Source organism: Aquabacterium olei (assembly GCF_003100395.1).
GTDB classification, from domain to species: domain Bacteria; phylum Pseudomonadota; class Gammaproteobacteria; order Burkholderiales; family Burkholderiaceae_C; genus Aquabacterium; species Aquabacterium olei.
Map to the genome: position 1 here is coordinate 1,273,070 of NZ_CP029210.1, position 18,618 is coordinate 1,291,687.

General features: G+C 68.1%; 21 protein-coding genes. 8 read left to right on the forward strand and 13 right to left on the reverse strand.

The window, feature by feature from the left end:
* Window positions 1-23 precede the first annotated feature (23 nt).
* From flgL to flgB, 11 genes are read right to left on the reverse strand one after another with little or no spacing between them, the layout of a single operon-like run.
* Window positions 24-962 carry a flagellar hook-associated protein FlgL gene (gene flgL / locus DEH84_RS05675; protein WP_109035558.1) on the reverse strand — a complete coding sequence of 313 codons (939 nt, stop codon included), beginning with the start codon at window positions 960-962 and terminating at the stop codon, window positions 24-26.
* Window positions 963-979: 17 nt separating this feature from the next.
* Window positions 980-2,710: a flagellar hook-associated protein FlgK gene (gene flgK, locus DEH84_RS05680; RefSeq protein ID WP_109035560.1), complete on the reverse strand. Its 1,731-nt coding sequence runs from the start codon at window positions 2,708-2,710 to the stop codon at window positions 980-982.
* A gap of 20 nt (window positions 2,711-2,730) precedes the next feature.
* Window positions 2,731-3,654, reverse strand: coding sequence for a flagellar assembly peptidoglycan hydrolase FlgJ (flgJ, locus tag DEH84_RS05685; protein ID WP_109035562.1), 924 nt, complete (start codon window positions 3,652-3,654; stop codon window positions 2,731-2,733).
* Entirely contained in the window at window positions 3,654-4,784 is a 1,131-nt protein-coding gene (locus tag DEH84_RS05690; protein ID WP_109035564.1) for a flagellar basal body P-ring protein FlgI, read from the reverse strand. Before DEH84_RS05690 ends, flgJ begins: the two co-directional genes overlap by 1 nt.
* Window positions 4,785-4,826: 42 nt before the next feature.
* Window positions 4,827-5,501, reverse strand: coding sequence for a flagellar basal body L-ring protein FlgH (locus DEH84_RS05695; protein WP_109035566.1), 675 nt, complete (start codon window positions 5,499-5,501; stop codon window positions 4,827-4,829).
* Entirely contained in the window at window positions 5,501-6,286 is a 786-nt protein-coding gene (flgG, locus tag DEH84_RS05700; protein WP_109035568.1) for a flagellar basal-body rod protein FlgG, read from the reverse strand. Before flgG ends, DEH84_RS05695 begins: the two co-directional genes overlap by 1 nt.
* 31 nt (window positions 6,287-6,317) lie before the next feature.
* The gene (gene flgF, locus DEH84_RS05705) at window positions 6,318-7,046 is read right to left on the reverse strand and encodes a flagellar basal-body rod protein FlgF (protein WP_109035570.1); all 729 of its coding nucleotides are present in this window, start codon (window positions 7,044-7,046) and stop codon (window positions 6,318-6,320) included.
* Between the two features lie 40 nt (window positions 7,047-7,086).
* Complete coding sequence (gene flgE, locus DEH84_RS05710) at window positions 7,087-8,373, reverse strand: flagellar hook protein FlgE (protein WP_109035572.1); 1,287 nt, start codon at window positions 8,371-8,373, stop codon at window positions 7,087-7,089.
* A 60-nt stretch (window positions 8,374-8,433) separates the two neighbouring features.
* A complete protein-coding gene (locus DEH84_RS05715; RefSeq protein WP_109035574.1) occupies window positions 8,434-9,090 on the reverse strand; it encodes a flagellar hook assembly protein FlgD in 657 nt (218 codons plus the stop codon).
* Window positions 9,091-9,108: 18 nt separating this feature from the next.
* Window positions 9,109-9,519: a flagellar basal body rod protein FlgC gene (gene flgC, locus DEH84_RS05720; RefSeq protein WP_109035576.1), complete on the reverse strand. Its 411-nt coding sequence runs from the start codon at window positions 9,517-9,519 to the stop codon at window positions 9,109-9,111.
* A 31-nt stretch (window positions 9,520-9,550) separates the two neighbouring features.
* Window positions 9,551-9,991 carry a flagellar basal body rod protein FlgB gene (gene flgB / locus DEH84_RS05725; RefSeq protein WP_109035578.1) on the reverse strand — a complete coding sequence of 147 codons (441 nt, stop codon included), beginning with the start codon at window positions 9,989-9,991 and terminating at the stop codon, window positions 9,551-9,553.
* A gap of 173 nt (window positions 9,992-10,164) precedes the next feature.
* Here flgB and flgA point away from each other — a divergent pair, with 173 nt between their 5' ends.
* From flgA to DEH84_RS05740, 3 genes are all read left to right on the forward strand, one after another.
* Window positions 10,165-10,995, forward strand: coding sequence for a flagellar basal body P-ring formation chaperone FlgA (gene flgA, locus DEH84_RS05730; protein WP_109035580.1), 831 nt, complete (start codon window positions 10,165-10,167; stop codon window positions 10,993-10,995).
* A gap of 127 nt (window positions 10,996-11,122) precedes the next feature.
* Complete coding sequence (gene flgM / locus DEH84_RS05735; RefSeq protein ID WP_109035582.1) at window positions 11,123-11,431, forward strand: flagellar biosynthesis anti-sigma factor FlgM; 309 nt, start codon at window positions 11,123-11,125, stop codon at window positions 11,429-11,431.
* A gap of 20 nt (window positions 11,432-11,451) precedes the next feature.
* Window positions 11,452-11,832, forward strand: a complete 381-nt coding sequence (locus tag DEH84_RS05740) for a hypothetical protein (RefSeq protein ID WP_159098878.1) — start codon at window positions 11,452-11,454, stop codon at window positions 11,830-11,832.
* 34 nt (window positions 11,833-11,866) lie between these two features.
* On the opposite strand, the gene recJ is transcribed toward DEH84_RS05740, so the two are convergent.
* Window positions 11,867-13,588: a single-stranded-DNA-specific exonuclease RecJ gene (recJ, locus tag DEH84_RS05745; protein WP_109035586.1), complete on the reverse strand. Its 1,722-nt coding sequence runs from the start codon at window positions 13,586-13,588 to the stop codon at window positions 11,867-11,869.
* An 8-nt stretch (window positions 13,589-13,596) separates the two neighbouring features.
* Window positions 13,597-14,610, reverse strand: a complete 1,014-nt coding sequence (locus DEH84_RS05750) for a hypothetical protein (protein WP_109035588.1) — start codon at window positions 14,608-14,610, stop codon at window positions 13,597-13,599.
* A gap of 36 nt (window positions 14,611-14,646) precedes the next feature.
* On the opposite strand from DEH84_RS05750, the gene DEH84_RS05755 reads away from it, so the two are divergent.
* From DEH84_RS05755 to DEH84_RS05775, 5 genes are read left to right on the forward strand one after another with little or no spacing between them, the layout of a single operon-like run.
* Entirely contained in the window at window positions 14,647-15,900 is a 1,254-nt protein-coding gene (locus tag DEH84_RS05755; RefSeq protein ID WP_109035590.1) for a lipoprotein-releasing ABC transporter permease subunit, read from the forward strand.
* Window positions 15,893-16,666 carry a DUF2189 domain-containing protein gene (locus DEH84_RS05760; RefSeq protein ID WP_109035592.1) on the forward strand — a complete coding sequence of 258 codons (774 nt, stop codon included), beginning with the start codon at window positions 15,893-15,895 and terminating at the stop codon, window positions 16,664-16,666. The genes DEH84_RS05755 and DEH84_RS05760 overlap by 8 nt, the downstream gene beginning before the upstream one ends.
* A gap of 1 nt (window position 16,667) precedes the next feature.
* Complete coding sequence (locus tag DEH84_RS05765) at window positions 16,668-16,877, forward strand: DUF2788 domain-containing protein (protein WP_109035594.1); 210 nt, start codon at window positions 16,668-16,670, stop codon at window positions 16,875-16,877.
* Window positions 16,877-17,563, forward strand: coding sequence for an ABC transporter ATP-binding protein (locus tag DEH84_RS05770; protein ID WP_109035596.1), 687 nt, complete (start codon window positions 16,877-16,879; stop codon window positions 17,561-17,563). Before DEH84_RS05765 ends, DEH84_RS05770 begins: the two co-directional genes overlap by 1 nt.
* A gap of 27 nt (window positions 17,564-17,590) precedes the next feature.
* Window positions 17,591-18,439: a TatD family hydrolase gene (locus DEH84_RS05775; protein ID WP_109035598.1), complete on the forward strand. Its 849-nt coding sequence runs from the start codon at window positions 17,591-17,593 to the stop codon at window positions 18,437-18,439.
* The last annotated feature ends 179 nt before the right edge of the window (window positions 18,440-18,618 follow it).

An 18,618-nucleotide genomic window follows, 5' to 3' on the forward strand; every position in this document is an offset into this window, starting at 1 on the left:
GGATCGAAGGTGAAGACGACGGGTCAGCCGATGTATTGGAACAGCGAGAGCTTCTGCACTGCGGCGTAGGTCTGCAGGGCGGCTCCGTAGCCCGTCTGCTGCTCCTGGAAACGGGATATTGCTTCTACCATGTCCAGGTCTTCGGCATTCGATTTTTCTGACTGGGCGGCGAGTTTCAGGGCGCCGATGCGACTTTCGATGCCATCCATCCGGTTCAGCGCCTCGCCCACTTCGGCGCGGGCCGACTGCATGTTGCCCAGCACCTTGTCGAGGTCCTTGAGCCCGTTATTCACGGTGGCCCGGAGGTCGGTGGCAGAGGGGTTGCTCTGGCGCAGGCCGTCGATCGCGTCGGTCAGGGCGTCGAACACGTTCACGTCGACCAGGGCACCCGTTTCGTCGCGGCCCTGCATCCAGGTGCGCTGGCCGTCGATGGTGAGGCTCACCTGCTCGCTGGAACTGGCCTGGATGCTGCCACGCTGGCCGTTGAACTGCACGGTGTTGGGTGTGGTGTTGGACACCTCGGTGAACGGCGTGGTCGACAGGCCCTGGCCCCCGAACACATAGCCGCCACTGCCGTCCGGCCGGTTGGCGATGGACAGCATCTGCTTGCGGATCTCGACCAGCTTCTTGGCCAGCGCCTCGCGCTCACCATCGGAGTAAGAGCCGTTGCCGGCCGCGACCATGGTTTCCCGTGCGGTCTGCAGCAGGTCGACCGCATCGCCCAGCGCCGACTCGGCAATGCCCATGGCGTTGCGGCTGGCGTCCAGGGCGCGCTTGTCGGTGTCATTGCGCGCAATGGACGACAGTGCGCGCTCGGCCCGGGCGGCGGCCGTGGGGTCGTCGCTGGCCGCGTTCACGCGCTTGCCGGAGGTCAGCTGTGTCTGCGAGCGGTTGAGCTCCTGCTGGCGGTCCTGCAGGTTGGTGATGGCCTGGTTGTAGGCGTAGGCGGTGGTCACGCGCATGATGAACTTCCTTGCGATTACTGCGCCACGTTCAGCAGTGTGTCAAAGACCTTCTGAGCCACCTGCAGCACCTTGGCGGCCGCCTGGTAGCTTTGCTGGAACTGGATCAGGCGGGCAGCCTCTTCATCCAGGTTCACGCCCCGCGTGGCCTCCAGCGTCTCGGTCGCCCGGGTTTCCAGCGTGCCGCTGATGCTGGCGGCGGTCTTGCCGCTCTGCACCTTCACGCCCAGGTTGCCGATCATCTGCGAGTAGGCATCGGTCACCGTGGTGTTGGAGCCGTTGCTGGTCAGCGAGACGATGGGCCGGTCACGCAGGCCCAGCATCGCGCGTGCGTTGCCGTTGTTGCCCGACGGATCGACGGGCGGCTCCAGCGTGATCTTGTCGCCCACATTCGGCACGCCGGCGATGCGCATCGAGAACAGCGGGTCACCCGCCCCGTCGTTGAAGACGAGGTCCTGACCCGGCACCCAGTTGGCCGCGATCACGTTGCCGCTCCCGTCCACCACGTCGAAACCCGGGCCCGTTCCGGGAGACTGGAACGTCAGCCCGAGCTGGGGTGTTGTCGACGGGGCGACCGGCGGCAGCAGCGGCAAGGCCCGTCCTGCCGGCGCGATCATGTTCAGCGACTCCACCGACATCGTGCCCTGGTTGGCGTCGGCCGTGAACGCGATCAACGGCGAGGCGGCGGCCACATCCTGCGGGTTCTGCAGGTTGACGGCCAGGGTCGTGGCCTTGCCGGTGCCGATGAACATGTCGCTGCCGGCAATGGTGTTGCCCAGCGCATCCTTCTTGCCCAGGATGCCGAGTTGCTGCTGCGTGTTGACGGCGTTGGTGAAGCTCGCGACGAAGTCGTTGAGGTCGCCGCGTGTGCCGGCCAGGTCCTTGTTCTGGAAGTCCAGCAGGCCACGGAGCGCGCCACCCGTCACCTGCGTGTCGTCCAGCATTCGCACCGAGTTCGCGGTGACGATGCCAATGCTGCCCACCGTCACGCCTTGTGCGTTGCTCGACTGCAGCAGCGACAGGCTCTCGGCCTTGTTGCTGAGCACCAGCAGCTGCCCGCCGCCGAGGAAGACGCTGAGGCTGCCGTCATCGGCTTCCACGGTGTTGACCTGCACCAGCTTGTTGAGCCGGCTGATCACCTCGTCGCGGCGGTCCATCAGGTCGTTGGGTGGCTGGCCCGTGCCGCGCGCGCTGGCGATGTCCTGGTTCAGGCGCGCGACCTGCTGCGCATACTCATTGATCTGCGCGATGTCGGTGCCCATGTCCGACAGGGCGCCGGCCTGCAGCTGTTCGATCTGGCTGGCCGACGAGCGCACCCGGCTGGCGAACTCCTCCGCACGCGACAGCACCACCTGGCGCGCCGACATGTCCTGCGGCTGGTTGGCCACGTCGACAAAGGCGTTCATCAGCTGGGTCGCGGCGTAGCCCAGCCCCGTCTGGCCGGTCGGCAGGGTGCCTTCCAGCTGTTCCAGCTTGTCGAGTCGCGTCTTGTCTGCGGCGGCCGCCCCGGCGGCCTCGTTGGCCGACTTGACCAGGAACTCGCTGGTCGACCGTGTGACGGTCGTGACCTTGACCCCGCGGCCGAAGAAGCCCGCCCCGGTGTACATGCCGCCGTCGGTCGACAGCTCCACCTGCTGGCGCGAGTAGCCCGGCGTGTTGACGTTGCTGATGTTGTGCGCAGTGGTGTCCAGCATCGCCTGGTTGGCGAACATGGCCCGGGTGCTGAGCGCGAAGATGCCTGATCCCATGGTGCGTGCTCCTCAGCCGATCAGGTCAGGGTGCGCTGAAGGCGCAAGGTCGTGTTGATCACGCGCGTGAGCTTGTCGGCGTAGGCAGGGTCGGTGGCGTAGCCGGCCTTCTGCAGCCCCTGGGCATAGCCCTGGGCCGTGTCGGCCTGCGCCACGGTGCGACTGTAGCGGGGGCTTTGTGTCAGCAGGCGGGCGTGGTCCTTGAAGGCTTCCTCGTACGAGTCATACGCACGGAATTTCGCCGTGACCTTGCGCGCCACGCCGCCGATGTATTCGGTGGTCGTCACCTCGGCGACCTTGCCCTTCCAGCCCGCGGTCGCCTTGATGCCGAACAGGTTGTGGGAGGGTTGGCCGTCGGCGGTGCGGATCTCGCGCTTGCCCCAGCCGGACTCCAGCGCCGCCTGGCCCAGGATGTTGCCGGCCGGGATGCCCGTGGCCTGCTCGGCCGCGGCGGCGGCGGCCTGGTGCTTGCGCACGAACTGTTCGGAGGGGCTCAGCGCGCGGCCATTCGCGGCCACGGCACGCCCGTTGGCGTCCACGCGGCCGGTGTCGGTCGGCATGCGGGCGTCCAGGCTGCGGCCAGACAATGAGCCCAGCGCGCGCGCAGCCGGGTTGGCTGCGGTGGCGGGCTGATCGGACCGGATGCCCATCTGGCGCTCCAGCTGGCGGGTGATCATGTCGCTCAGGCCGCCGGGCAGACCGGTCATCTGGGTCGAGAACTGCTGGTCCAGCATGCTCGTGCCCATCTCCGTCGCGCTGTTGTCCAGCATGCCGGCGTTCATCGTGGTCGCGCGCATGCTCTTCATCAGCTCCTGCATGAAGAGGCCTTCGAGCTGCTGGGCCGTGTCGCGGATCGCCTTGCGCGGATCCTGGCCGGCTGCGCCCTTGAGCTGGTCGAGCGAGCGCAGGTCTGTGGCCAGACCAGGGCGTTGGGGGAAGCTCATCAGATCACCTCCAGATCAGCCTGCAGCGCGCCGGCTGCCTTCATGGCCTGCAGGATGGCCAGCAGGTCCTGTGGGTTGGCGCCCAGCGTGTTGAGCGCCTTGACGACGTCGGTGAGCTGGGTGCCCGCGGGCATCTGGATCAGCGCGCCCGGTGCCTGGTTGATGGCGATGTCGGCCTTTTCGCTGACCACCGTCTGCCCCTGGGACATCGGGTTGGGCTGGCTGATGACCGGGGTCGAGCTGATGGTGACGGACAGGTTGCCGTGCGCCACGGCGCAAGGGCCGAGCGTCACATTCTGGTTGAGCACGACCGAGCCCGTGCGCGCATTGATGACAATGCGTGCAGCCGGCGTGGCGCGGTTGATGGTGAGGTTCTCCACATCGGCCATGAAGGCCACGCGCTCGCCCGGTGCCTGCGGCAGCTTGACGGCCACGGTGCGGCCGTTGATGGCCTCAGCCGTGCCGTCGCCCTTGGCCTGGTTGATGGCCTTGGCCACTTCGCGTGCGGTGTTGAAATCGTCCGAGCGCAGGTCGTACTGCACCAGGCTGCCCTGCAGCCAGGGTGAGGGCACGGCCCGCTCGACCGAGGCACCATCCGGGATGCGGCCGGCGCTCAGGTGGTTGATCTGCACCTTGGAACCCCCCTGCGAGGCCCCCGCGCCCCCCACGATGAGGTTGCCTTGTGCCAGTGCGTAGATCTGGCCGTCAGCGCCCTTGAGCGGCGTGGCGATCAGCGTGCCGCCCCGCAGCGACTTGGCATTCCCGATCGACGACACGTTGACGTCGATGGGCTGACCGGGCTGGGCAAACGCGGGGAGGCTGGCCGTGACCAGCACGGCGGCGACGTTCTTGAGCTGCATCGGCACGCCGGCGGGCACTGTGATGCCCATCTGCTGCAGCATCGCGTTCATGCTCTGACCCGTGAAGGGCGTCTGGGCGGTCTGGTCGCCGGTGCCATCCAGGCCCACGACGAGGCCGTAGCCCATCAGCTGGTTGCTGCGCACCCCCTGGATGGCCGCGATTTCCTTGAGTCGCACCGTCGCTGCCTGGGCGTTCCAGCCGCCTGCCAGCAGGCTGGCCAGGCAGAGGGGGGCGATCAGTTGCTTGATCAGGCGGGGGGGGGTGCGCATGGGGCCGAATCCTTCTGGGGGTCGGCTCCATTCTGCGAACCTTTAGAACGGCGAAATGCTCAAAAAGATGCGTGAGAGCCAGCCTATTCCCTGGGCTTCCTGCTGGGCGCCCTGGCCGCGCTGCTCCACGCGCACGTTCGCCACCTTCTGCGAGCTCACCGAGTTGTCGCGCTGGATGGCCATCGGGTCGATCTGGCCCGAGAAGCGCAGCACGTCCACATTGGGGCCGATGCCGATCTGCTTTTCGGCGGACACGACGAGGTGGCCGTTGGGCAGCACCTCGATCACGGTGGCCGTGATGTTGCCTTCGAACTTGTTGTCCGCCTTGGCGGTGCCCTTGCCGTTGTAGGTGTTGTTGCTGTTGCCCGCGGCTTCCAGCTTGGCCAGCGACGAGGCCCCGATCAGCGGCACGGCCGTGATCCCGCTCGAGACCTTGCCGTCCTTCTGGATGGTGGTGGTTTTTTCCTGGTTGGCCTTGAGCTCTTCGTTGATCACGATGGTGATGATGTCGCCCACCATGCGCGCGCGGTGCGTCTCGTACAACGGCCGGTAGCCCGCACCCTGGAAGATCGAACCGTTGGGGGCGGCGGCTGTGGCCGTCGGCGGGGCGGGGCGGGCCTGGGTGGGCTCGACCACGTCGACCTTGGGGTTGAGCGTGACGCAGCCGGACAGCGCCGCCCCGCACAGGGCCAGGCCCAGGGTGTGGAGCGTTCTCATCACAGTTGTCCCAGCTTCTGCAGCATCTGGTCCGAGGTCTGGATGGCCTTGGAGTTCAGCTCGTAGGCGCGCTGGGTCTGGATCATCTGCACCAGTTCCTGCACCACGTTCACGTTCGACGTTTCGACGAAGCCCTGCGACAGCGAACCGAGGCTGCCCGACTGCGGGTTGCCCTGCTGAGGCGGGCCGGACGCCACCGATTCGACGTACGTGTTCTGGCCGATCGGATCGAGTCCCGGCGGGTTCACGAAGTTCGACATCTGGAAGCGCCCGATCACCTGCGGCTCGGTCTCACCGGCCAGCTTGGCCGAAATGATGCCGTCGGCCGAGATCGTGATGCCGGTCGCTTCAGCCGGCACCTGCGCGCCGTTCGTGTTCACCAGGTAGCCGTTGTTCGTGACGATGCGTCCCTGGTTGTCCAGCTGGAAGGCGCCGTCGCGGGTGTAGCCGGTGCGGCCGTCGGGCAGGGTGATCTCGAAAAACCCCTTGCCATTGATGGCCACGTCGAGGTTGCCGCTGGTCTGCTGCAGGCTGCCCTGCGTGAACTGACGGGAGGTGGCCACCGGACGCACGCCCAGGCCCACCTGCAGCCCGGTGGGCAGCGTCGTCTGCTCCGAGCTGTTGGCCCCGCTCTGGCGCAGCGTCTGGTACATCAGGTCCTCGAACACGGCGTGCGACTGCTTGTAGCCGTTCGTGCCGCTGTTGGCCAGGTTGTTCGAGATGTGGTCCAGCTGGGTCTGCTGGGCTTCCATGCCGGATTTCGAGATCCACAGGGAACGCATCATGGCCGGTCTCCTTCAGGGTTCAGGTCGAAGCTCACGAGCCCGACAACAGTTGCGCAGCCGCCTTCTCATCCTGCTCGGCGGTCTGCATCATCTTCATCTGCGCCTCGAACTGGCGGGCGGCCGCGATCATCGACACCATGGTCTCGATCGGGCTGACGTTCGAGCCTTCCAGGGCGCCGCTCTGCAGCCGTGCCACGTCGCTGAGGGGCAGCGGGTCACCGTTGGCCGTGCGGAACAGGCCATCGTCACCCCGCTTGAGCTTTTCTTCCGGGATGACCATCTTGAGGCGGCCTGCCTGGGTGATCAGCCCGTTCGCCTGCTTGGCGCTCACCGTGCCATCCGGCGCGATGCTCACCTCGGTTTCCGGCGGCACCGTGATCGGGCCGCCGTCGCCCATCACCGGCAAGCCTGCCGGGGTCACGAGCGTGCCGTCGGGCAGCACCTCCATCGTGCCGGCCCGCGTGTAGGCCTCGGTGCCATCCAGCGCCTGCACCGTCATCCAGGCGCGGCCCTGCATGGCGACATCCAGCGGGCGACCCGTCACCGTGACCGGGCCGGCTGCGTCGTCGTAGCCCACCGTGGTCTCGAGCGAGTACACGCGCGTCGTGGCGCCGTCGCCTCGCACCGGCACCGCGCGGATGGCCTGCAGCTCGGCCCGGAAGCCCGTGGTGCTCACGTTCGCCAGGTTGTTCGACAGCACGTCCTGGCGCTGCATGTTCATCTTGGCGCCGGCCATGCTGAGGTAAATCATGCGGTCCATCAGCAGCTCCTTGCGGTCACGTCAGGGCAGGTCATCCACATCAGCGGATGTTCACCAGGGTCTGCAACACCTGGTCTTCGGTCTTGATGGTCTGGGCGTTGGCCTGGTAGGTGCGCTGCGCCACGATCATGTTGACCAGCTCGCCCGTCAGGTCAACGTTCGACTCTTCCAGCGCGCCCCCCTGAAGCAGACCCAGGCGGCCCGCACCCGGGTTGCCGTACTGGGCCGGCCCGGAGGCGGCGGTCTGCCCCCACTCGTTGCCGCCCTTGGGCTCCAGGCCCTGCGGGTTGTTGAAACGGGCCAGGCCGATCTGCGCCTCCGACACCGTCTGACCATTGGTGTAGCGCACCTGGATGGAGCCGGTCGAGTCGATGCTGAAGCTCGAGAAGTCACCGCGCGGGTAGCCGTTCTGTTGCAGCTCGTTGACCACCGACTTGCCGGCGAACTGCGTCGCGCTGCTCCAGTCGACCGTGGCATTGATGCTGGAGAGCGTGCTGATGCCGACATCGGTTCCGGTGATCGGGGGCAGGGGCACCACGCCCATGGTGCCGGCCGTGGTGTAGGACGTGCCGTTGTAATCGACGACGCGGTTCGGCTGGCTGGTGCTCGGGTCGAACTCGATCTGGAAGGCCGGGGTGGTGGACCCCAGTGGCAGGTACTTGCCGTTCACGGCGGTGTACACGTCCCAGCTGTCGTCGCCGCTCTTGCGATAGTAGTAGTCCACGGCCACGCCCTGGCCCGAGCCGTCGTACAAGGTCTGCGTGGTGCTGAACGTGTAGGTGCCGTTGAGTGGCGGGTACACCGAGGTGTCGTAGGCGTCGTCGGCTGTCTCCGCCGCATTGAGGTTCACGTCCATCGTGATGCTGGACGTGGCCTGGGCGCTGCCCCCGGTCAGGGCGAGCTTGATGGGCGTGTCGCCCTCGCTCAGCAGCTTGTGGCCCTGGTTGTTCACGATGAAGCCGTTGCTGTCGACCTTGAACTGGCCATTGCGGCTGAAGAGCTTCTCGCCCGCCTCGAACAGCGAGCCGTTGGTGCCCATGTCCCAGCGCTGCACCTTGAAGAAACCGTCGCCGTTGATGGCGATGTCCAGCGGGTTCTCGGTCGTGGTGATGTTGCCCTGCGTGAACTGCTGGGCCACCGAAGCAATCGTGGCGCCGATGCCGATGTTGTTGCTGCCCCCGCCGCCCAGAGAGGCCGCGTACATGTCGGCAAACTCGGCACGGGCGGTCTTGGCGCCAAAGGTGTTGGCGTTGGCCACGTTGTTGCCGATGACCTGCAGACTCTTGCTGGAGACGTTGAGTCCGGATAGTCCTTGCTGGAAGCCCATTTCTGTTCCTTTCGGGGGTGACTGCCTGGGGCGTTCGGGAGGGGGAGGGGCGAGGGAGACTTACGAGACGGCCTTGACCGCGCTGTACGCCACGCTGCCCTTGTTCTGAAGTTCGAGCGTGAGGGTGCCGTTCGGTGTGCTCACGGCGTTGACGTGGTCGAGCATCATGGTGGTCGACCCCACCGCGGTCTTGCCCGATGTGGCGGTCACCTTGAAGCTCATGCCGGTGGTGTCGGTGCCGGAAGGCGGCGTCCACGAGAAGCCCTGGCGGCCCGCCGGGACGGCGCTCTGGTTCACCGAGTCGATGACCTTGCCTTCCTTGCTCAGGATGTCGATGCGCACCGTGCCCGCGGCGGCGGCCAGGTCATACCCCCCCACGGCCACGCCATTGGCGCCTGCCGCGAGCTGGTTGCCTTCCAGCCATACGTCGCGGCCCACCAGGCCTGCGCCCTGCAGCATCTGCATCTGCGTGAGGCTGGTGCCCAGGCCGGTCATCGTCGTGTTCAGCTTCTCGATGCCCGTCACCGTCTGGATCTGCGCCATCTGGCTCGTCACCTGGGCGTTGTCCATCGGGTTGAGCGGGTCCTGGTTCTGCATCTGCGTCACCAGCAGCTTCAGGAAGCGGTCAGACGCCTCCGTGGTGCTCGATGTCTTGCTGGTTCCCGTGCCCGACGTGGTCGTCGCGCCGGTGCTGTTGATCAGGGAAGTGGAGCTCATGGTGTGTGTCCTTCAGCGTCAGCTGCCCTGACCCATCTGCAGGGTCTTCATCAGCAGGGTCTTGGTCGTCGTCATGACCTCGATGTTGTTCTGGTACGAGCGCGAGGCCGAGATCATGTTGACCATCTCTTCCACGGCGTTGACGTTGCTGTAGGTCACGTAGCCTTCGGCATCGGCCTGCGGGTGGCGCGGGTCGTGCACACGGCGGCCGGGGCTGTTGTCTTCCGTGACATTGCTCACCGTGACGCCGGCGGCGCCCACCGAGCCCATGGCCGCGGTGGTGAAGACGACGTGACGGGCCTTGTACGACTGTCCGTCCGGCCCGGCCACCGTGTCGGCGTTGGCCAGGTTGGAGGCCACGACGTTGAGGCGCTGCGACTGCGCGCTGACCGCGCTGCCGGACACGTTGAAGATGTTGAACATCGACATGGGGCGCTCCTGTGACTGCGAGTGCGGGGCCTTACTGGCCCGTGATGGCGGTGTTCAACGTGCGCACGCTGCCGTTGATGAAACGCAGCGTGGCCTCGTAACGCACGGTGTTGTCGGCAAAGCTGGCGCGCTCGCGGTCCATGTCCACCGAGTTTCTGTCGAGGTTGGTCTGCGAGGCGGCCGCGTAGTTCATGTCCGGCTCGACGCGGGCTCCGGCGGGCCGGCCATCGCGCTGCAGGTGGCCCGTGGCGCTGGTGGTGGCCAACTGCAGCTTGGTCGGGGGCAGGCTGCTGGCGGCGGCCGAGCTCTGACCTGTCGCGTCGCGCAGGGCGCTGGCAAAGTTGAAGTCGCGGGCCACGTAGCCCGGCGTGTCGGCGTTGGCGATGTTGCTGGCGATCAGGCGCTGGCGTTCCGACCGCAGGGTCAGCGCCTGGGCCTGAAAGTTCAAGGAGTCGGTCAAACGGTTCAACATCGTGGGCACCTCCGGCCGCCTGGCATGCCGGGCAATCCGGTGCCTGATGGGGGCCTTGAGCTTGGTGCCGATGGTGCGGCCGCACGGGCCGGAACATGAGCCGGAATAAGGGGCGTTTCGACCGGCATTTCGCGCAGCGGTGGTGGCGGCCACTCCTTACAGTTCGGTCCATCATGTCCGCCCTGTCTCGCCCTGCCTGTTCAACGACCGCCGCCCCGTCCTCGTGGTGGCGTGCCTCGTTGACCTGCTGGCTGTCGCGCGCGGCATTGGCTGGTGCCTGGAGTCTGGCCCTGGTGTGTGTGGCCTGGGCCACGCCGCAGGCCATCGCACCGCAGCCAACCGCACCGCAGGAAACCGCACCACATGAAACCGCCGCGGCACTGCAGTCCGAAGTGAATGCGCTGCTGGCCCAGCAACGGGTGGCCCCCGCCGACAAGCGACTGCCCTGGCGTGTGAGTTTCGAGCTCGGCGAACTCGACCCGCGCCTGCGCCTCGCGCCATGCGCCCGTATCAAGGCCTACTTGCCGCAAGGCGCACGCCTGTGGGGCCGCACCCGCGTCGGGCTGCGCTGTGAGCAGGGCAGCGTGCACTGGAATGTCTTCTGGCCCGTGACGGTTCGCGTCTGGGCGCCCGCCGTCGTGGCCGCCGCCGCCTTGCGACCCGGCGAGCCGCTCACGGCAGGCGACCTGAGCTTGGCGGAGGTCGATCTGACCGCCCGCCCCGCGCCCGCCGTGACGCAGCCTGAATCCCTGATCGGCCGCTCGTTGAGCCGGGCGGTCGAGGCCGGGCAGGCCATTCGTGCCGACGACGTGAAGCCCCGCCGCTGGTTCAGCCCGGGCGACACCGTCACCGTGAATCTGATGGGCCCGGGCTTCCGCGTGCAGGCAGAAGGCCGGGCAATGGCCCCTGGCGATGAGGGTCAATGTGCGCGCATCCGTGCCGAAAACGGGAAGATGCTGTGTGCGATGCCGGTCGGCGAGCGTGCAGCGGAGTTGAGGCTGTGAAACAGATGGTTGCGTTTTGGCCCCTTGTTCAGGGGGTAAGCGGCGTGGAAGACATTAAAGTCGCCCCGTCTCACGTCGATAAGACGGATGTGACCACCCGAGACACCTCGGGAACAAGGAGTGCATCATGAAAATCGGCAACCCACTCGACAAGGCGCTTGGCGCCGGGGCGCCCCAGCGAACCGAGGGCGCGACCTCGACCACCACCCCGGGGAAGACCGCTTCCCTGGATGGCGGCGTCGGCGAAAGCACCAAGGTGACGCTCTCGTCCACCGCAGCGGGCCTGATGACGGCCGCCGACACGGGCGACTTCAACGCCGCCAAGGTGTCCGAGGTGAAATCGGCCATCGACAGCGGGACCTACAAGGTCAACCCGGAAGTCATCGCGGACAAGCTCATCAGCAACGCGCGTGACCTGCTGCAACGCGCTGCCTGATGTCCTTCACGGGTTCTGCCATGTCGGGCGCCGCGAGCCTGTCACCCGCTGAGGCGCTGGCCCAGCGGGTGTCCTTGCTCGAAGAGCAGCTTGATGCGCTGGATGCCGCCCTGGCTGCCGGCGCACCCGATGCGCTCGATGCGGCCAGCACCGGGCTTCAGCAGGCCCTGACCGAAACCCTGCGGGCGGCCGGCCAGCCGGACCTCGGTGCGCTTGACCCCGTGCTGCAACGCCGCCTGATGAATGCACGCACCCGTGTGCAAGGCCTGGGTGCCAATGTGCAGCGCGCGGCCTCATCGTTCGAGCGCACGCTGCAGGTGCTGCTGCCGCGCGAACAGGCCGACACCTATGGCGCCCTCGGCACGAGCCCCGCGGCGCAGGCGCTCAAGGCCTACCGCTAGACGCAGCGGGCTGGCGGCGGGCCCGCCGCCGCGCTCAGGCCTCGACGGCCCCTTCCACCACCAACTGCACGCGCTGCCGCCCCTGGAATTCGTCCAGGCTCACGCGGTAAGCCAGCCGAGCCTTCGCGGGCAGCGGGGCCGTGCGACCAAACCAGATCCCGTCGCGCACGTGGCCCTGCACGCGCAGGCTCAGCTTCAGGTGGCGCTCGCCCACCAGCCGCTGGTTCAGCACCTCGGCCTGGTCGCAGAACACCGGCGCATCGAAGCCCGGCCCCCACACTGCCGCATCCAGCGCCTGCACCGCCTCGGGTGTGAACCATTGCGCGTCCAGTGGCCCGTCGGTGCTCAGCTGGCGCTGCAACAGGCTGGCGTCCAGGCCGGCTTCCGCGATCTGCGCCATGGCAGTCTTGAAGGTGATGAAATCGCTTTCCGCAATGGTGCAGCCGGCCGCCATGGCATGGCCACCGAAGCGCTTCAGCAACCCGGGATGGCGCTTGGCCACCAGGTCCAGCGCATCGCGCAGGTGGAAGCCGGGAATCGACCGGCCCGAGCCCTTGAGCCAGCCGTCCTGACCCATGGCGAACACGAAGGTTGGCCGATGAAGCCGGTCCTTCAGCCTGGAGGCCACGATGCCCACCACCCCTTCGTGGAAGGCCGGATCGAACAGGGCCAGCGCGGCAGGCGGGTCGCCTTCGGGCATCAGGGATTCGAGCATGAACTCGGCCTGCTCGCGCATGCCGCCTTCGAGGTCGCGGCGCTCCCGGTTGATGACATCGAGCTGACGCGCCAGCACCTCGGCGCGGGCCGGATCGTCCGTGCTCAGGCACTCGATGCCCAGGCCCATTTCGGCCAGCCGGCCTGCTGCGTTCACACGCGGGCCGATGGAGAAGCCGAAATCCTGGCTGCTGGCCCGCGTCGGATCGCGGCCTGCAGCGGCAAACAGCGCAGCCATCCCGGGCTGCATGCGCCCGGCCCGGATGCGCTTGAGGCCCAGCGCCACCAGGCGCCGGTTGTTGTCGTCCAGTCGGCCCACGTCGGCAATGGTGCCCAGGGCCACCAGATCGAGCAGGGTGTCGATGCGCGGCTGGGCCGCGGCCTCGAACGCGCCGCGCTGTCGCAGTTCGGCGCGCAGGGCCAGCAGCACATAGAACATCACCCCGACGCCGACCAGCGCCTTGCTCGGGAAGCCACATGCCGGCTGGTTGGGGTTCACGATCACGTCGGCTGCGGGCAGGTTCACCCGCCCGTCGGGCTCGATCACCGGCAAGTGATGGTCGGTGATCAGCACCTTCATGCCGAGCGTGTGCGCCAGATCGACGGCCTCGTGGCTGGCCATGCCGTTGTCCACGGTCACCAGCACATCGGCGCGGCGTGCCTTCACCATCTCCACGATGGGCGGCGTGAGGCCGTAGCCATGCAGGGCCCGATCGGGCACCACATAGCCCAGTTGCTCGGGCCGGGCGCCCAGCATGCGCAGGCCCCGCAGGGCGGTGGCGCAGGCGGTGGCGCCGTCGCAGTCGTAGTCGGCCACGATGCAGATGCGCTGCCCGGCCGCGATGGCGTCGGCCAGCAGCACAGCGGCCTCGCGCGTGCCCAGCAGGGCGTCGGGGGGCAGCAGGCGGGCAGGGCTGTCGTCCAGCTCGTCGGCCTGCCGCACGCCGCGGGCCGCAAACAACCGGGCCAGCAAGGGGTGCACGCCAGCCTGCTCCAGGGCCCACACCACGCGCGGTGGGACGTCTCGTTCAATCAACTGCATCGGGGGGCTCAGAGTTCGGTCAGCCAGGCGGAAGGGCGCGGGGCGGCGGCGCCGCGCAGGCCCTGCCACAGCCGGGTCAGCACGTTGCCGGTGCCCCGCCGCGTGCCCAGGGTCACGGCATGGCGTTCACCGCACAGGGTCAGGCGCACCGGCGCGCCGGCCTGGGCCAGGGCGCAGGCATGCTTCAGCACGGTGCCATCCAGCTGCTGCCAGGCGGCCAGCCAGCTGGCCATGTCGTCGGCCAGCATGGGTGCGCGCAGCGTGTCGACCAGTTCGACACCGGGGGGCAGCACCATGTTGGGCCCGGGCATGCCGCACCCGCTCAGCCAGAACGAGTTGAGCGTCGGCAGGCCGGCCGCCTCACGGCGGTCGTTCACCGGGTGGTGGTACAGCACCATCTGCACCTCGCTCTGCAGGCGACGCAGCACGCGCGCCTGCGGGTGGTCGGTCAGCCACACGTCAGGGTTGCGCCCGATCACACGGTCGAGCGAGGCCGTGGGCAGCCCGGCCAGCGAGGGGTGCGACGCGTACCAGCGCGTCGGCGCCCCCCACAGCAGCGTCCAGCCGTCACTCTCGAACAGTTCGCGCACGGTCTCGTAGGCCGCGCGCGAGTCGGCCTCCGTCACGGCCAGGCTGTCCGGGTCCAGCAGGGTCATGTGATCTCGGCCCATCAGCCAATGGCCGGGGGTCAGCAGACCCCATGGCTGCCCCGCGGTGAGGGCTACCCCGTCGTGATGCGCCCACCAGACGGCCCAGGGCATGGCGCCGTCTGCCAGCGCATCGCCGGTGTCGGCCCAGCCCATGAGTTCGGCCAGCACCCGCTCGTGCGGCGTCGACAGGGCGTACTCGTCGCCTGGCGTGCGGCCCATTTCCTCCAGTTGCCCCATCAGCGCGGCCCAGTGGGGCAGGGCGTCGGGGGCATCCAGGCGCGGCAGGGCGTGGACGCAGGGCTCGGACAGGCTGGCCGCGAACGGCACGATCCAGTGCCGTGGCGCGGCGTGTTTCTCATCGGGGGCGGGCATGGGGGGGATTATCGAATGAGTACACTCCCCCTCACCATGAATCTGCCTTATGAATGGCGTGTCGGCTGGCGTTACACCCGGGCGAGCCGCGCCACCCGCCGCAACGGTTTCATTTCTTTCATCTCCGGGGTCTCGGTGCTGGGCATCGCGCTCGGGGTGGCGGCGCTGATCATCGTCCTGTCGGTGATGAACGGCTTCCAGAAGGAAGTGCGCGACCGCATGCTGTCCGTCGTGGCCCATGTCGAGCTGTATGACGCTCACGGCGGCGCACTCGTCGACTGGACGCTGCTGGCCAATGCCGCCCGTCGGCATCCCGACGTCGCCGGGGCGGCCCCCTTCGTGCCCGCCCAGGCTCTGATCGCGCGGGGCGACGACATGCGGGGCGCCATGGTGCGCGGCATCGTGCCCTCCCAGGAAGCGCAGGTCACCCCCCTGGCGGCCAGCATGCAACCCACCTTCGGGCGCCTGACACCGGGCGGGTGGGGCGTTGTCATCGGCGTGGAGCTGGCGCGCAACCTGGGCGTCCGCGAGGGCGATTCGATCACCCTGGTCGCGCCCAGCGGGCAGGTGACACCCGCTGGCGTGGTGCCGCGGCTCAAGCAGGTCACGGTGGTGGGGTTGTTCAATGCCGGCCACTACGAATACGACAGCGGCCTGGTCCTCATGCATGCCGATGATGCGGCACGGCTGTTTCGCACGGGCGGCGTTTCGGGGGTGCAGTTGCGCCTGAAAGACCCCCAGGCGGCGCGCCGCGTGGCCGCCGAGCTGCAGGCCCTGTTGGGCGATGGCGTCATCGTGCGTGACTGGACGCACACCAACCGCAACTGGTTCGATGCCGTGCAGGTGGAAAAGCGCATGATGTTCATCATCCTGACGCTCATCGTGGCCGTGGCCGCCTTCAACCTCGTCTCCACCCTCGTGATGACCGTGACCGACAAGCGCGCCGACATCGCCATCCTGCGCACGCTCGGGGCCAGCCCGCGTTCCATCATGGGCATCTTCATGGTCCAGGGCGCGCTGTCCGGGGTGCTGGGCACGCTGGGCGGTCTGGGCCTGGGGCTGCTGGTGGCCTTCAACATCGACGTGATCGTGCCCGCCATCGAGCGCCTGCTGGGCGTCAGCTTCCTGCCCGGCAGCATCTACCTGATCAGCAAGATGCCGTCCGACCCGCAGTGGTCCGACATCATGCCGATCGCCGTCATCTCACTCGTCCTGTCCCTCGCCGCCACGCTGTATCCCAGCTGGCGCGCCAGTCGTGTGCAACCCGCCGAGGCCCTGCGCTATGAGTGAACTCATTCCCGCCGAACACCGTCCCCTCCCGGTCCGCAAGGTGCATTCGCTGCGCACCTTCCGGTGGCTGGCCCATGGCTGGGCTGATTTCATGGACGCGCCCCTCGTGGGGCTGGCGCACGGCGCCGTGATGGGCCTTTTCGGTGGGCTGCTGCTCGCCTTTGCCTGGGACCGGTTCTGGGTGCTGGCCGGCGCGTTCTCGGGCTTCCTGCTGGTGGCGCCCATCCTGTCCACCGGCCTGTACGCCGTCAGCCGGGCGCTGGTGCGCGGCGAGCCGGCCAACTTCGGTACGGTGACCCGCGTGTGGGGCTCGCTCGACCGGCGCCTCGTGCAGTTCGGCCTCCTGCTGACCTTTCTGGGCACGGCGTGGGTGATCACCTCGGCGGCGCTCATCACGCTGGGCGTCAAGCCACCGGTCAGCACACCGAGCGATTTCCTGCACCGTGTGGTGCTGGCCGCCGATCCGGGCGTGTTCGAGCTGTGGCTGCTGCTGGGCGGGCTGATGGCGGCCCCGCTGTTTGCGTCCAGCGTCGTGGCCATCCCGCTGCTGCTGGACCGCCGTGTGACCATGCAATGCGCGCTGCGCACCAGCTGGCGTGCCGTGGCCGCCAACCCCATCTGCCTGAGCCTGTGGGCGGCGATCATCATGACGCTGACCGTCCTCGGACTCGGCACGCTCATGTTCGGCCTGATCGTGGTGATCCCGGTGCTGGGCCACGCCACCTGGCATGCCTACCGGGACCTCGTGGTCCGCGAGACGAGTTGATATGTACGGTTTGACCGAGGAGCAGATTGCTCAATGGGGGCTGACCTTCGGGGTCGGCGCCTTCATCCTCTACATGATGTTCATCATCCTGCAGCTGGCCCGTGAATCGAAGGCCGGCAAGTTCGGCACCTTCGTGCTCTTTCTCGTGCTGGGTTTCGGCGTGCTGGGCTTCGTGGCCAAGAACGTGATCGCCTGGCTGCTGAACATCTGATGCACACCCCGCCCAACCTCATCCTTGAAGCGCGCGGCCTGGTGCGTCGTTTCCACGAAGGCCCGGTCGATGTCACCGTGCTGCAGGGCGTCGACCTGAACGTGTCCGCCGGTGACACCGTGGCCATCGTCGGGGCGTCGGGCTCGGGCAAGAGCACGCTGCTGCACCTGTTGGGCGGGCTCGACGCGCCCACCCAGGGGCAAGTGCGCCTCATGGGCCGTGACCTCGCGCAGATGAACGCGGCCGAGCAGGGCGCCTGGCGCAACCAGCACCTGGGCTTCATCTACCAGTTCCACCACCTGCTGCCCGAGTTCAGTGCGCTCGACAACGTGGCCATGCCGCTGCTGATCCGTCGTCAGACCCTGGCGCAGGCCCGCGAACAGGCGCAGGCCTGGCTGGGCCGCGTCGGGCTCACGCACCGCAGCAACCACCGCCCGGCCGAACTGTCCGGTGGTGAGCGCCAGCGTGTGGCCGTGGCCCGGGCGCTGGTCACCCGGCCCGCGTGCCTGCTGGCCGACGAGCCCACAGGCAACCTCGACCGTGGCACCGCCGACACCGTGTTCGGCCTGATGATGCAGCTCGCCCGGGACGAAGGCACGGCCGTGATCATGGTCACGCACGACAGCAGTCTGGCCGAGCGCTGTGCCGTGCGCCACCACCTGGTTGGCGGCGCGTTCGCCGACTGAGCGCTTCACGGGCGCCGCCCATGTCCCATGTGGATCGACACCCATTGCCACCTGGACGCCCCGGAGTTCGACGTTGATCGATCCGATGTGATCGCGCGGGCGCGTGCGGCTGGCGTCACCCTGCAGGTGGTTCCGGCTGTGATGCCGTCGACTTTCGAATCGGCCAGGCAGGCCGCGCTGGATGCGCAAGGGGCCTACGCACTGGGCACCCACCCGCTGTATGCGCACCGGGCCGGGCGCGATCCCGTCGCTGCGTTGGCCGCTGCGCTGCAGCAGCACGGTGCCGATCCGCGGCTGGTGGCCGTCGGCGAGATCGGCCTCGACCACTTCGTGCCCGAGTTGCAGGATCCGGCATCGCGTCGGGCCCAGGAGGGCCTGTATGCCGCACAGCTGGCGCTGGCGGCCGAGCACGGTCTGCCGGTGATTCTTCACGTTCGGCGCAGTGCTGACCTGCTGCTCAAGCACCTGCGCCGCCTGCGGGATGCCGGCCGCCCGGTGCCCGGTGGCATCGCCCATGCCTTCAACGGCAGTGCCCAGCAGGCCCAGGCCTTTGTCGAGCTGGGCTTCTGCCTGGGCTTTGGTGGCGCCATGACCTTCGACCGCGCGCTGCAGATCCGCCGACTGGCCGCCAGCCTGCCCGATCACGCCCTCGTGCTGGAAACCGACGCCCCCGACATCCCGCCGCACTGGCTGTACCGCACCGCGGCCGAGCGGGCGGCCGGTGCCGTAAGCCGCAACGAGCCGGCGGAGCTGCCCGCCATCGGCGCGGTGCTCGCGGGGCTGCGGGGCGGGTCGATCGAGCAGACCCGCGCGCGCACCACCCACAACGCCCTGACGGCTTTGCCCCGCCTGCGCGGCCTGGGTGTCCTGCTCTGACACGTTCGCTGTCACCGGATCGCACGATTGCGCCATGGCGCGCTTGAGACGGTTCGCCGCCAGAGTGCTGCAGCCTGGGGCAACACTGCTCCATGTCGGGTGGGATAACCCTGTGCCAGATCCGGCCTTTCCCTGTCACATCCCCGTCTGGCCGATTTCCGGCACAGGCCTTGCCCTTG